This window comes from Methylobacterium marchantiae, assembly GCF_042679825.1.
Taxonomy (GTDB): Bacteria; Pseudomonadota; Alphaproteobacteria; order Rhizobiales; family Beijerinckiaceae; genus Methylobacterium; species Methylobacterium marchantiae.
The window spans coordinates 37,416-50,395 of sequence record NZ_JBHTND010000017.1 but is presented as its reverse complement, the minus strand read 5'-3'; the positions used below and the strand labels follow the sequence as shown (position 1 = coordinate 50,395).

Here is a 12,980-nt window from a genome sequence, read left to right as displayed (position 1 = left end):
CAGCGTGCGGAACGACCGATAACCGTCTCGGCCCGGAAGCGTTCCGCTCAAGCTTGTCAGGCCGTCCGGATCACGGGCGCGGAGCCGGGATCGGCCTTCTCCAGGATGATGGCCGCCAGCGCGTGGTAGAGCCCTTCGCGGCAGATCAGCTTGGAAACCGCGTCGGCGATGAGAGCGGTCACCATGAGCGGGATCATCATCGAGTGGTCCTGGGTCATTTCGGTGACGATGACGAAGGCGGTGATGGGCGCCTGCAGGGCGCCGGTGAGGTAGGCGGTCATGCCGATGAGCACCAGGGCACCGATCGGCACCTCCGCGAACAGGCCGTGCAGCCAGACGCCCATCCCCGCCCCGACGCTGAGGGAGGGCGCGAACAGGCCGCCGGGGATGCCGCTGATCGACGAGAACACCGTCGCCAGGAACTTCAGCGGCGCATAGGCCGGGTGGCCGGTATCGGTGCCGTGGAGCATGGCACGCGCCTCCTCGTAGCCGGTTCCGTAGACCGTGCCGCCCGATGCAAGCCCGCACAGGGCGACGCCGAGCCCGCACAGGGTGCCGAACACGACAGGATGGCGACGGATGGCGCCGCCGATCCGTCCCGGCAGCCCCCTGGCGAACAGGATGGTGACGCGGCCGAACACACCGCCGGCGACACCGCCGAGCACGCCGAGGATCGGCACGGCGAGCCAGCCGGGGCCGAAGGGCAGCAGGGCCTTGGTCGTGCCGAAATAGGTGTAGTCGCCCTGGATCGCGAGTGCCGTGAGCCCGGCGGCGATCACCGTGGCGACGATGAGCCCGCTGGTGCGCGCCTCGTAGGTCCGGCTCAGTTCCTCGATCCCGAAGACGATGCCGGCGATCGGCGTGTTGAAGGCCGCGGCGACCCCCGCCGCGCCGCCGGCCAGGATGACGCCGGGCAGGCGGTCCGCGTCGAGGCGGCCGACGGCGGCCATGATCGCCGCGCCCACCTGGACGGTCGGTCCCTCGCGTCCCGTGGAGGCGCCGCAGGCGAGACCGAAGGTCATGACCAGGATCTTGCCGAACGCCGTCCTGAGGGAGACCAGGGCGCTGCGGATCGCCGGATCCTCGGTATGGCGCGCGGCGATCACCTGCGGAATCCCCGACCCTTGCGAGTTCGGGAACACCCGGATGGAGAGCAGGATCGCGATGGCGAAGCCGAGCGGCGTCAGCACCAGTGCGACGAGCGGCGAGGGCGACACCATCCAGCGGAACACGTCCTGGGCCCAGTCGGCGAGCTTGGCCATCGCCACCGCCGCGAGTCCCACGCAGAGCCCTCCGAAGAGGAACAGCAGCCGCTGCCGCCACAATGGCGCGGCATCGAAGGCCGCGCCGCGCAGGCGGGACAGGCGTGTCCGCGCCGGAGGGGAGGCGGGTTCGGGTTCAAGCATGATCACCGGCCTGCGCAGACTTCGAAGTCACGGTTACGTGCTCGATCGCTCGTCCGATTGGCTGAAAGGAAGTGAACCGACCCCGTCTTTCCGGGGCTGCGCAGCAGAGCCCGGAATCGAGAACCATAGGTCGACGTTCATTCTGCTCCACCGGCGATTCTGGATTCCGGGCTCGCCTGCGGCGCCCCGGAATGACGGAGGGGATCACGGTACGGTACGACGCCAGTGCCGACACGAACTCGAAGCCCGAGGACACTCACCGGGCAAGGCCTGCGACGCAAGGCACATACCGCCCCTCAACCCGACTTCCGCGGTGGCTTCGCCTCGCTTTCCGCCTTGCAGAGCTCGCCGACGGTCTTGAGATAGGCCTTGGCGTCGAATTTCCTCAACGAGTTCTCGCTCTGGTAGCGCACGGTGCCGAAGATCTTGCGCCGTGCCCAGGGCCGGTCGTGCAGGCCGTAGACCCAGGCGACGTTGGTGAAGGAATTCGCGTCGCGCCCGTCGAGGAAGTAGCGGTTGTTGAGGCGCAGGGTCCGCTTGAATCCCTCCTCCGCGCTCGGGGACCATTCGAGGATCTTCTTGCCCCAGTACATGCGCAGGTGGTTGTGCATGTAGCCGGTCACCCGCATCTCGGCCTGGGCCGCGTTCCAGTATTCGTCGTGGGTCTCACCCTCCGCGAGCTGCTTTTCGGTGTAGCGATGCGGGCGCTCGTCCTCGGCATGGTCGGCCAGGGATTTCCGCGCCCAGTCCGGCACCGCATGCTCGTAGCTGTCGTAGCGCTCGGTGAAGTAGACGTGGTTCATGGATAGCTCGCGCCGCACGATCAGTTCTTCGAGATAGGAGGCCCTGTCCTCGGCGGCGCCCGCCTTCGATTCCCGGACGGCGAGGGCGATCTCCACGGGCGAGATCTGCCCGAAATGCAGGTAGGGGCTCATATGCGAGGCGGCCCCCGCCTCGGGCCGGTTGCGGTCGTTGCCATAGGAGCGGAACGGCCCGGCGAGATAGGCCTTCAGGCGCCGGCGCGCCTCGCTCTCTCCGCCGGTGAAGCGCTTCACCGGAGCGACCTCGCGGTCGAGGGTCATTCCGGCCAGCACGGAATCGGGATCGGAGACGTCGATCTCGCTCTTCGGCAGCCCACGTCCGGCCTTGTGCTTCACGGTCCGGGGTTTGAGCGCCTCCACATACTCGTCGAGGAGCTTGAGGATCTTGGGGCGCAGGGTGCGGGCCGCGTATTCGTGCTTGGGAGAGGCGGTCTCCACCGGCACCACCACGTCGCCCTCCACCTGGACGATACGGGTCTTTGCCGCCTTCACGATCTCGCCGTACCAGCGCTTCTGGATGGCGAGGTAGCCGCGGTCGAGGACGAGGAGTGCCGCCTCGTCGGACAGCGCGATGGCGATGTCGGCAGGGGACGCCTTGCGCATGACGAAGTGGATGCCGCGCGCCTCCAGCCCCGCCTTCGCATCGGCGAGGCCCTGCAGCAGGAAGGCGTAATGGCGCGCATTGGCCTCGGGAAAGCCGTTCGCCCCGTCGAGCAGCCCGAAACAGGCGACGACGGGAAGGCCGAGCCTGTTGGCCTCCTCGATGGCGAATTCGAGCGCCGGGTTGAAATGCGCTCGGTTGGCCTGCTGCATCAGATAGAGGACGTACGATCCGCCCGCTTGCGGATCGCCGTCATTCAGATCTCGAATTCTCTGCGCCTGTATCGCCATCGTGTGAAACGGGTCCTGTGTGGTCGATGAATCTGTGGCCCGGCAGGCGAGGGGCGGGAGTTAACGATTTGGTCATGGATCGGCGCCGGAGACGGACGCCGCCAACATTCGCAGGCGTGAATTCAATGCATCGACAACGCCATGACGAGCGATGATTGCCATAGATGCAGCAGATCGGCCGCAAGACTGTCGCCGGATTTGACCTGAGACATTTTCGATACAGAAGGATTGCGAAGTGTGTCGCCGCACGAAAAGGGATCGTCGCGTTGCGCGAACGACCTTGCAATTCCGTGCAGGAGGATCAGATTGTGCATTGCGGGAGCGCGATGGCGTCGCGGTCCTGCTGCCCTCCTTGGGCGTTTCCTCCCTAGACTTCGGGCCGCTCTTCGGAGCGGCCTTTTTTTCTGATCTCAGCCTCGGGCCGGTCATCCGCGAGCCCGCGCCCGGATCATGAAATTGTCGTAGGTGTATTCCGCCACCTGGAACCAGAGATATTCCTCGTTCCGGAACGTCTTCATAGCTTCGTAGATGCGTTTGAAATCGGCGCTCCTAGCCGAAATCTCGCCGTAGACGTCGTTGGCGTGTTTCAGCGCCGCCTCCATCACGTCCTGGGGGAAGGGACGGAGCTGCGCACCGCCGGCCACGAGGCGGCGAAGGGCGCGGGGATTGCGCGCATCGTATTTCGCCTGGACCTCGGCATGGGCCTGCGCCGCCGCGGCCTGCAGGATCGCGCGATAGGCTTTCGGCAGCGCCTTCCACGCCTCCGCGCCGATCCAGAAATGCAGCATCGCGCTGCCCTCCCAGAAGCCGGGGTAATGATAGGTCGGCGCTACCTTCTGCAGCCCGAGCTTCTCGTCGTCGTAGGGACCGATCCATTCGGCCGCGTCGAGGGCCTTCGATTCCAGGCCCGCATAGATCTCCGGTCCCGGCGTCGCCTGGGGCACGGCGCCGAACTTCGCCAGGACCTGGCCGCCGAGACCGGCGATGCGGATCTTCATGCCCTGGAGGTCGGCGGTGCTCTTCACCTCCCGTCGGAACCAGCCGCCCATCTGCGCGCCGGTATTGCCGCCGGGAAGGCTCACGAGCCCATGCTTGGCGAAGACCTCCGAGAACAGGTCGGCGGCGCCCCCCTGGAGCCACCACGCATTCTGTCCGCGCGCATTGAGACCGAAGGGCAGGGCGGTGGCCAGCGCGAAGGTCGGATCCTTCGCGGTGCCGAGGGTCGCCGGCGCATGCCCCATCTCCACCGCGGCGCTCGACACCGCATCGATCACGCCCTCGGCCGGAACCGGCTCGCCCGGCGGCAGGACCTGGATCTGGAAGCGGCCATCCGTGGCTTCCGAGACGAGGCGCGACACGGTCTCCGGCGCGCCGAACAGGATGTCGAGGGATTTCGGGTAGTGGGAGGCGAGCCGCCAGCGCGTCTCGGGCATCGTCTCGGCCCGCGCCGCTCCCGTCGACAGGGCCGCGGCGGCACCGCCGAATCCGGCGGCGAGCAGGCTGCGGCGCGCAGGGTATGAGGCCATGGAAACTCGCTTCGCCCGTTTCTCGGTTCGTTCACGAACGGGACAGGAAGCAAATCGATCCGATATTCGTCCTCGTTCCACCTGTCCGGCCCCTCGCCCGCCGAAAACGATCAGGGAGGGCTGGCGTAGGTGAAGGTCCCGTCCTTCCATACATAGAGCACGTAGCCCTGCGCGGTGACATCGCCCTTGCCATCGAATCCCACCGAACCGAGGACGAGGTCGAAACGCTCGGTATGCAGGGCCGCCGCGATGCGCCGTGCATCCGTGCTGCGGGCGAAATTGCCCGCCTCCACCAGCGCCTGGAGGGCGGCATAGCCGTAGATCGTCGAGCCCTCCACGTCGCCGCCCGCGGCCTTCAGCGCCTGGACCACGGGGGCGGCCTCGGGTTTGCGGCGCGGGTCGAGATAGAAGGTCATCAGCACGCCGTTGCTGGCCGGGCCGGCGGCTGTGGCGAAATCCTGCGTGGCGATGGCGGAGGTGCCGAACCATTGCGGCCGGAAGCCCCGCTCCGCGGAGATCCGCACGAGCCGGCCCATTTCGAGGGCGTCGCCGCCATAATAGGCCACGGCGATCCCCGCATCCTTCAGCCGGTCGGCGAGCGCCGCATCGTCGGCGTCGCTGGCCACGAAGGCCGTGGCCAGCGCCTCGTTGATGCCGATCCGGTTGAGGTTGTCCTTGGTGGCTGCGGCGAGGGCACGGGAGCCCGGACTCTGGTCGTTGAGGATCGCGATCTTCCTGTCGCGGAAGCGCTCAGCCAGCACGGTGGCGGAGAGCTTGGCCTGGTCGTCGTCGCGCCCGCAGACCCGGAACACGTTCGGAAGCCCGCGATCGGTGAGTTTGGCGGCGACGGAGGCCGCGGTGATCATGGTGATGCCGTTGGCGGCATAGACCTCGGAGGCGGCGAGCGAGGCGTTCGAGCAGACATGGCCGACGACGAGGCGCACCTCGCTCAAGGCGTAGTGCTTGGCCACCGCCACGGCCTTGTTGGAATCGCAGGCATCGTCCTGGACGTCGAGCTGGATGGTCTGCCCGGCGAGCCCGCCCTTGGCATTGGCGTCCCGCACGGCGGCGCGGACGCCGCGAAGGACCTGCTCGCCGACGGCGACGTAGGCGCCCGATTGCGGAACCGCGACGCCGACCGTCACATCGGCTCGCGCAGCGGAAACGACGAAGAATGCGGCAGAGACGGCGACCATGAGAGCGGAAACGACCGTTCTCGGCGCGGCGGATGCCGGCCTGCGCAGGGCCACGCGGAAGCATCCGCTCGCCGGCCCGAAGAAGCGGGCCACCCGTCTCATCCTCATGTCGCCCCGCCCCAACGCCCGTCCGGCCCCCTGAAAGACAAGCGAGCCCCGCGAGTTACCCCCCGGCTCCCATGGCATCGCGGAGCCGTGCGACAAGGCCGGCCAGAACGCAAGTGCCCCGGTCTGTCCACCTGGCCGGACCGGGCCGATCTGAGGGCCGTCCCGACCCGCGAGGACAGAGGCGATCTCAGTCGATCGCGCTGCCGACGCGGACGCCGGTGGTGATCGGCTGGGCCGCTGCGGCGAAGACGGAGAGCACCTTCTTGATCTCGGTGAACGGCGCGTTCGAGACGTAGATCATGTCGCGATTGCGCATGCGGAACGCCTGGGTGAGAAACAGGCTGTTGGGATCGCGCATGTCGACCCGGTAGACCACCGGCACCAGCGGCGTGCCGAGGAGCGGGCTTCCGGGCTTGAGGCGGCGCACCACGGCCGCCGGCTCGAACCGGAAGATGAAGGTCCCGGTCGGATCGGCATCGACGTCGCGCTGGCCGCGCGCCTTGGCCAGGGCCTGGGCCAGGGTGATGCCCTCGGCCTGGAACGCGATCTCGGTCGCCTGACCCAGGGCACCCACCGCCAGGAAGGTCTGGGGGTCGCGCACGAGGGTCAGGTTGTCGTTGGGGCGCAGGTAGATGTTCTCTTTCGGGTTCGACACCACCGTGGTCAGCGGCACCGTCGCCGTGGTGCCGCCCCGCGACAGGCGCACGAACGTCTCGTTGACGGGCGTCTTGACGCCGCCGGCGCTGGCGATGACGTCGAGGATGCGGTCGCCCTGGGAGCCGAGGGGGACGCGGGCGCCGCCGATGGATTCGCCGCCCACGGTGACCGATTGCGAGATCGCCCGGGTCACGGTGACGATGACCTGCGGCTGGATCGCCTTGCCGGCGAGTTCGGTCTCGATCAGCGACTGGACGTCCTGGGCGCGCCGTCCGGCGACCTTGATGCGTCCGGCATAGGGCACCGAGATCGCGCCGTCGCGCGAAACGACCTGCTCGGGCAGCTGCGCCGCCTTCGAGCCGGCGGAGAAGGAATTGACCGTGAGAGGTCCCGAGAACAGACCGCCCGATCCCGCCTCGAACACCGAGACCGCCACGGCGTCGCCGATACCGATGACGGATTCCGCCGGAGCGCGATGGTCGCCGAAGGATGCGAACAGGCTGTCGAGGGGGCGTCCGCGCATGGCCTCGACCACGGCGGAGCTCATGTCGATGAGTTCGTAGCGGGCGAAGGTGCCCTCGCTCGTCGCCTGATCCGCCCCGTCCACCACAGCCGAGGTCGAGGGACCCGCAGCCGGCAGGAAGGCGTTGCATCCAGACACCGAAAGGGCGGTGACAAGGACGATAGGCAGAGTGCGCATGCAGTTTCGCCTGTCGGTTTCTCTCATCCGCTGCCTAAACCAAAGCCGAGTCACTGTCCGTGGCGAGGCGGTCACACTCCCGACCCGAAGGCAGGACCGGTGCGGATCGTCCCCGTTACCCACATGCCGGCACCGTCGATCCTTCCGCGCCGGTCGCGAGCGAAAGCGCTCGACGCTGGACGGAAGTCCATGCGATTTTCCCCATCGTGAGCAGGGGCGCCTGCGACGATGCCCATGCGACGAGCAGGACGCCATTGTCTGATACGATACCCGACGGTCCGCGCGGCCACCTCGCCGGGAACTCTCGAGCCGGGACTACCTGTGCGGAGAGTTCCCGGCACGGCCCCGTGCGAAGACGGCACGTCTTCTATGTGCCCGGCTACGATCCGGAGGGGCGCACGCGCTACCGCATGCTCTTCGTGCGCGAACTGACCCTCTACGCCAAGCGGTTCGGCCAGCCCAAGCGCCGCCTCGAACGAGCGGTGATGGGAAAGGACGGGCTCTCCCAGCGCTGGACGGTCGCCGCCGAACCGGCCGTCGAGGGGGCGGAGACGAGCTACGACGTGCTGCTCTGGGACGATCTCGTGCTCAAGGATTTCGCCCGGTGGCGCATCCTCAGCGTCGTCCTGCTGTTCCTGGGCAGCCTCCACGCCATCGTCACCGGCATGATGGTGAGATTCTACCGGCTGAACTGGAAATACGGCAACGTCATCCTCTATCCGCTCTTTCTGATCCTGCTTCTCACCCTCGTGAGCGGGCTGATCGCGCATCAGGTCCACGCCCATCTCGGGGAGGGGTACGGACACAGTCTGCGCTGGCCGTTCTGGCTGACGGTGCCGCTGGGCCTCATGGTCGGCATCGTCTGGATCAAGTCCCTCGATGCCCTGCTCGAGAGGGCCTTCTTCTGGCAATTGCTCAACGACTGGGTGTTCAACTGGCAGCACGGGCAGGGCTGGCGGCCGGATTACGACGCGCGTGTCGATGCCTTCGCCGCCCTCGTGGTGGACCGGCTCGCGACGTTCCGGGCGGAGGGAATCGTCCTCGACGAAGTGGTGATCCTGGGCCATTCCACCGGCGCCCTCACGGCCGTGGAGGTCGCCGCCCGCGTGCTCGCCGCCGACCCCGTGGTCGGGACGGGGACGACAGCGCTCGCCCTGCTGACCCTCGGTTCGGGGCTCCCCATCGTCGCCCTGCAGAGCGCGGCGCGCCGGGTGCAATCGGACATCGCGAGCCTCGTCGTCTCGGACCGCATCGTCTGGGTCGACTATTACGCTCCGCAGGACTGGATGAACTTCCCCGATTTCGACCCGGTGGCGCGACTGCCCCTCGATCTCGACGGACAGGTGGCGCGCAACCCGCTCGTGCGCTCTGCCAAGTTCCGCGAGATCATCGATTCCGAAACCTACATCAAGGTCCGATGGCGGCCGTTCCGGATGCATTTCCAGTTTCTCTTCGCCAATGACCGTCTCGGCGAATACGATTTCTTCGCCATGGCGCTCGGGCCGCAACGCCTGCGCGACCGCGTGACGGGCCCCCGGGTCTTCGCCGGCGCCGACAGGACGACCAGGCCTTGACGACGGGATCCGCGAGAGGCTCGGACGCGGCAGGTTCGGACACGGTAAGGGCACCCGGAACGGACATGCCCCGCGTCATCATCGTCATGGGCGTCTCGGGCTCGGGCAAGAGCACCGTGGCCGGCCTGCTCGCCGAAAGCCTCGGCTGGGGCTTCGTCGATGGCGACGCCTTCCACACCCCCGAGCATGTGGCCAAGATGCGTGAGGGCCATGCCCTCGACGACGCCGACCGCGCACCCTGGCTCGACGCCATGGCGGCCTGGATCGGCACGTGCCTCGCGGCCGGCAGACCCGGCATCCTCGTCTGTTCGGCGCTGAAGCGGGCCTATCGCGACGCGCTCGTCCGGGGGCGGGCGGGCATCCGCATCGTCTATCTCGAAGGCGACCGCGACCTGATCGCGACACGGGTCGCGGTCCGGACCGGCCACTTCATGCCGGCGGCCCTGCTCGACAGCCAGTTCGCCATCCTCGAGCCGCCGGCACCGGAGGAGGGCGCCGTGGCAGTGCCCATCGCCGGCAGCGCGGAGGCGATCGTGGCAACGATCCTCCGCGCGTTGGGTTTGCAACCCGACGCGTCGATTCCGCAGGACACAGAATGACATCGGGCCCCCTCTCCGGCGATCGGCGGATCGCCTTCGTGATTTCCGACGTGGACGGCACTCTCGTCACCTCCGACAAGGTTCTGACACGGCGCAGCAGAGAGGCGGTCCGGCGGCTCGAAGCATCCGGCATCGGCTTCACCATCGCCTCGGCCCGACCGCCGATGGGGCTCACCTCGTTGATCGCCGATCTCGACCTGCGGCACCCGATCGGTGCCTTCAACGGCAGCACCCTGATCGAGCCCGACGGCAGCATCATCGCCGAACACCTCATCCCGGAGGACACGGCACGCGAGGCCGTACGGGGTCTCGGCGCGCTCGGCCTCGACATCTGGGTCTTCGCGAAGGGACAATGGAACCTGCGCAATCCGCACGGGGCCTATACCGATCTCGAGCGACGGACCCTCCGGGCGGAGCCCACCACCGTCGCGGATCTGGCTCCGCTCCTCGACGCGGCGTCCAAGATCGTCGGCGTGAGCGCGGATGCCGACCATCTCGCCGCGTGCGAGAGCAGGATCGCCGAGGCCCTGGGGAACGGCGCCGACGTCCACCGCTCGCAGGCCTATTATCTCGACGTGACGCCGCACGGGCAAGGCAAGGGCAGCTTCGTCGACGAGATGGCCCGCCGCCTCGGCATCCCCCGGGCTCGGATCGCCACCCTGGGTGATGCGGCCAACGACGTGCCGATGTTCGCGCGCAGCGGGTTTTCGGTCGCCATGGGCAACGCCGGAGAGGCGGTGAAGCGGGCCGCCTCGACGGTGACGGCGACAAACGACGACGAAGGGTTCGCCGAAGCCGTCGAAGAATTTTTCTTGACCCGCTGACGCGCGACTCCCCGCGGGAATCGCCATCGCCCCTCAGAGCGTTGGCATTGCTCGCGAAACCGCCGATCCACGCCTCACCAGTCCCGCGCCACCTGTGCCATGTGCGCCACAGCACACGGGGAAACGGCTGCGCTCGTCCACAATCGTGGCAGCGGAGCCGCCTTCCGGCCTCAATTGGCCTCGACCCTGGCAGTCAGATCAAGAACGACGCCACCGGGTCTACGAATGAATCAGCGCCTTCTGCTCCTCGCCGTGGCTGCGGCCGTGCTACCGGGCCCGGTTCTCGGCCAGGGCACCCCGGCCCGCGACAACATCGATGCGTTGATCGAAGAGCAGGCCAAGGCAAACGGCGTTCCGGCGAGTTTCGTCCATCAGGTCGTCAAGCGCGAGAGCAACTACAACCCCAATGCGAAGGGCGGCAGCGCCCTCGGGCTGATGCAGATCAAGCACGCCACCGCGCGCGGTCTGGGTTATCGCGGCGACGCGGCGGGGCTCTACGACCCCAAGATCAACCTTCGCTACGGCATCGCTTATCTTGCCGGCGCCTATCGCACCGCCAAGGGCAATATCCACCAAGCCTATACCTACTATAATCGCGGCTACTATTACGCCGGCAAGCGCCAGGGCACCCTCGTCGCCGGCCTCGAGGATACCACGACGGCCTCGCCGCAATCGGGCGCGGCCTTCGGCGACGTCTTCAACCGCGGCTTCGGCGGCACGCGCAACGCGCAGCCCGATGCCAACATCACCGCGGCCGCCACCGCCCTGGCCTACGCTCCCAGCCCCACCCTGCAGGCCGTGCCGACCGAATTGGTCGAAGTCCCGCTGCCGCCGCGCCGCCCGGCCGCGCTCTCCGGCTTCGCGCCGGCAGTGGCCGAGATCGGCCCCGCCCACGCGACGGTCGCCACTCCCCAGACCACGGCACTCGCGGCGCTGTCCGTGAATCCCGCGGTTCAGCCGGCAGCCGCGGCGGTCACCGCGGAGGTCGCCTTCGGCGAGACCGTGGAAGTCCCGCTGCCGCCTCGCCGTCCCTCGGCGCTCGCTCTCGCCTCGGTCGGCCGGCCCGTGATCGCGAAGAAGGCGCCGACGCCCGGCACGGTGATGGAAGCTTCGGCACTCCCGTCGAGCCAGTAGGCGGAACGGTCGAGCCTCAGGATCAGGACGGACGATACCCGGCCCGAGGGCTGGTCCGGCGTTCGGGATGCCAGGCCACGAGATTTGGCAAGCTACGGGATTCGGCACGGGCCTCGCCCCCGAAGCCCGGACTCGCAAAAGCGACAAATTGCGCGCCGATTGAGGTGGAGTATGCGCATCCCCCGCTTGCGCCGGAGCCCCTCGGCGCTCACATGGTGCAGTGCGGCATAGCGGGCCCGAGGTTCGCAATGCGAGGGAGCCTGTCCGGAACTCGGGGGTCGGACCTCTAGCTTCGGGATCAGGCCTCAAGGTTGCGAAGCGTGGCCGCGGCTCTCATCCTCGCCGAGAACCGCGACACGCGATCGCCGCATGCGCGCCGGCCGTGATAGACCCTGTCGGCACGAATTGATGCTGTAGCAGGGCCGCCCGGCGGGATATGGTGTGATCAATCGGCATTCGGGACGGTGTGGTCCGGAATGCGAAAACGGAAGACGGACGACGGCATGGCCGGCGCGGCTGAACAAGAATCAATCTTCCTGGCCGAGCTCGGTCGGCGTGTCAGGCACGCGCGGACGGTGCGCGGCCTGTCGCGAAAGCTCCTCTCCCAGACCTCGGGGCTGTCGGAGCGTTACATCGCCCAGCTCGAGAGCGGGCAGGGCAACGTGTCGATCATCCTGCTGCGCCGCGTGGCGGACGCGATGGGGGTGCGTCTCGACGACATGATCGCGGTGCAGGACACGCCGCCGGATTGGCACGTGATCCGTGATCTCCTCGCCACGGCCTCGGCGGAGCAGATCGCGCTGGCGAAGGGTATCCTCTCCGGACATGCCCCGACGAACGGCGAGACGCCCCTGCCTCGGGTGGCCGTGGTGGGCCTGCGCGGAGCGGGCAAGTCGACCCTCGGCCGCCGAGTGGCCGATCGCCTCGGCTGGACCTTCATCGAACTCAACGCCGAGATCGAGCGCGAAAACGCGCTGTCGGTGAAGGAGATCTTCGCGATCTACGGCCAGGAGGGATATCGCCGTCTCGAACAGGCCGCCCTGCGTCGCCTGACCGAACATCCCGGCCCGATGATCCTGGCCACCAGCGGCGGAATCGTCGCCGAACCTCTCACCTACGACCTGCTTCTCCAGGCCTTCTTCACGGTCTGGCTGCGGGCCAAGCCCGAAGAGCACATGCAGCGCGTGCGCGACCAGGGCGAGCTCGCCACCACCGGCGACCACACCTCGGCCATGCAGGAACTGCGGGCCGTGCTCCTCAGCCGCGAGCCGCTCTATGCCCGCGCCCCGGCGGTGGTGGACACGTCCGACATCCCCGTGGACGAGATGGTCGATCGGCTCGCCGCCGTGATCGAGACGCGTTTCGGAGCGGTGGATTACCGGCGCACCGCCTGACGGACTGGCGAGACGGCGCATGCCCCTTGATCCGCGAGGTGCGTTTCCCCACGCTATAGGGCATGGGAAAGGAACGGAGTGCTCCGGCTCTTCTTGACCTACGGGAGAGTGTTCTCCCGTATCCGTTCCCGGCGAGGCCGAGACGGTCGG

The 12,980-nt window shown here is 67.9% G+C and carries 11 protein-coding genes; 6 read left to right on the top strand and 5 right to left on the bottom strand.

The window, feature by feature from the left end; genetic code table 11:
• Window positions 1-56: 56 nt before the first annotated feature.
• The 4 genes from ACFQ4G_RS13600 to ACFQ4G_RS13585 form a co-directional block, all read right to left on the bottom strand.
• The gene (locus tag ACFQ4G_RS13600; protein ID WP_238207387.1) at window positions 57-1,406 is read right to left on the bottom strand and encodes a chloride channel protein; all 1,350 of its coding nucleotides are present in this window, start codon (window positions 1,404-1,406) and stop codon (window positions 57-59) included.
• A gap of 296 nt (window positions 1,407-1,702) precedes the next feature.
• On the bottom strand, window positions 1,703-3,118 hold the full coding sequence (locus tag ACFQ4G_RS13595) for a deoxyribodipyrimidine photo-lyase (RefSeq protein ID WP_238207386.1): 1,416 nt from the start codon (window positions 3,116-3,118) through the stop codon (window positions 1,703-1,705).
• Window positions 3,119-3,543: 425 nt separating this feature from the next.
• On the bottom strand, window positions 3,544-4,644 hold the full coding sequence (locus tag ACFQ4G_RS13590) for a TRAP transporter substrate-binding protein (RefSeq protein ID WP_238207385.1): 1,101 nt from the start codon (window positions 4,642-4,644) through the stop codon (window positions 3,544-3,546).
• A gap of 110 nt (window positions 4,645-4,754) precedes the next feature.
• The gene (locus ACFQ4G_RS13585) at window positions 4,755-5,840 is read right to left on the bottom strand and encodes a branched-chain amino acid ABC transporter substrate-binding protein (RefSeq protein ID WP_379040404.1); all 1,086 of its coding nucleotides are present in this window, start codon (window positions 5,838-5,840) and stop codon (window positions 4,755-4,757) included.
• Here ACFQ4G_RS13585 and ACFQ4G_RS13580 point away from each other — a divergent pair.
• A complete protein-coding gene (locus ACFQ4G_RS13580; protein ID WP_238207508.1) occupies window positions 5,839-5,982 on the top strand; it encodes a hypothetical protein in 144 nt (47 codons plus the stop codon). The genes ACFQ4G_RS13585 and ACFQ4G_RS13580 overlap by 2 nt on opposite strands.
• 153 nt (window positions 5,983-6,135) lie before the next feature.
• Here the strand turns inward: ACFQ4G_RS13580 and ACFQ4G_RS13575 are convergent, their stop codons facing one another.
• Entirely contained in the window at window positions 6,136-7,305 is a 1,170-nt protein-coding gene (locus tag ACFQ4G_RS13575) for a polysaccharide biosynthesis/export family protein (RefSeq protein ID WP_238207384.1), read from the bottom strand.
• 347 nt (window positions 7,306-7,652) lie between these two features.
• On the opposite strand from ACFQ4G_RS13575, the gene ACFQ4G_RS13570 reads away from it, so the two are divergent.
• The 5 genes from ACFQ4G_RS13570 to ACFQ4G_RS13550 all read left to right on the top strand — a co-directional run bounded on the left by ACFQ4G_RS13570 (window position 7,653) and on the right by ACFQ4G_RS13550 (window position 12,830).
• Entirely contained in the window at window positions 7,653-8,879 is a 1,227-nt protein-coding gene (locus tag ACFQ4G_RS13570; RefSeq protein ID WP_238207383.1) for an alpha/beta hydrolase, read from the top strand.
• A gap of 65 nt (window positions 8,880-8,944) precedes the next feature.
• On the top strand, window positions 8,945-9,478 hold the full coding sequence (locus ACFQ4G_RS13565) for a gluconokinase (RefSeq protein WP_238207382.1): 534 nt from the start codon (window positions 8,945-8,947) through the stop codon (window positions 9,476-9,478).
• A complete protein-coding gene (locus tag ACFQ4G_RS13560; protein ID WP_238207381.1) occupies window positions 9,475-10,302 on the top strand; it encodes a Cof-type HAD-IIB family hydrolase in 828 nt (275 codons plus the stop codon). The genes ACFQ4G_RS13565 and ACFQ4G_RS13560 overlap by 4 nt, the downstream gene beginning before the upstream one ends.
• Window positions 10,303-10,527: 225 nt before the next feature.
• Entirely contained in the window at window positions 10,528-11,436 is a 909-nt protein-coding gene (locus ACFQ4G_RS13555) for a lytic transglycosylase domain-containing protein (RefSeq protein ID WP_238207380.1), read from the top strand.
• A 476-nt stretch (window positions 11,437-11,912) separates the two neighbouring features.
• A complete protein-coding gene (locus ACFQ4G_RS13550; protein ID WP_379040400.1) occupies window positions 11,913-12,830 on the top strand; it encodes a helix-turn-helix transcriptional regulator in 918 nt (305 codons plus the stop codon).
• Window positions 12,831-12,980 lie beyond the last annotated feature (150 nt).

What these genes read in the sequence shown, in the direction of transcription:
- ACFQ4G_RS13565 (WP_238207382.1), top strand. Translation starts at nt 8,945, where the DNA reads ATGCCCCGCGTCATCATCGTCATGGGCGTCTCGGGCTCGGGCAAGAGC.
- ACFQ4G_RS13585 (WP_379040404.1), bottom strand. Translation starts at nt 5,840, where the DNA reads ATGGTCGCCGTCTCTGCCGCATTCTTCGTCGTTTCCGCTGCGCGAGCC.
- ACFQ4G_RS13600 (WP_238207387.1), bottom strand. Translation starts at nt 1,406, where the DNA reads ATGCTTGAACCCGAACCCGCCTCCCCTCCGGCGCGGACACGCCTGTCC.
- ACFQ4G_RS13575 (WP_238207384.1), bottom strand. Translation starts at nt 7,305, where the DNA reads ATGCGCACTCTGCCTATCGTCCTTGTCACCGCCCTTTCGGTGTCTGGA.
- ACFQ4G_RS13580 (WP_238207508.1), top strand. Translation starts at nt 5,839, where the DNA reads ATGAGAGCGGAAACGACCGTTCTCGGCGCGGCGGATGCCGGCCTGCGC.
- ACFQ4G_RS13560 (WP_238207381.1), top strand. Translation starts at nt 9,475, where the DNA reads ATGACATCGGGCCCCCTCTCCGGCGATCGGCGGATCGCCTTCGTGATT.
- ACFQ4G_RS13595 (WP_238207386.1), bottom strand. Translation starts at nt 3,118, where the DNA reads ATGGCGATACAGGCGCAGAGAATTCGAGATCTGAATGACGGCGATCCG.
- ACFQ4G_RS13555 (WP_238207380.1), top strand. Translation starts at nt 10,528, where the DNA reads ATGAATCAGCGCCTTCTGCTCCTCGCCGTGGCTGCGGCCGTGCTACCG.
- ACFQ4G_RS13550 (WP_379040400.1), top strand. Translation starts at nt 11,913, where the DNA reads ATGCGAAAACGGAAGACGGACGACGGCATGGCCGGCGCGGCTGAACAA.
- ACFQ4G_RS13590 (WP_238207385.1), bottom strand. Translation starts at nt 4,644, where the DNA reads ATGGCCTCATACCCTGCGCGCCGCAGCCTGCTCGCCGCCGGATTCGGC.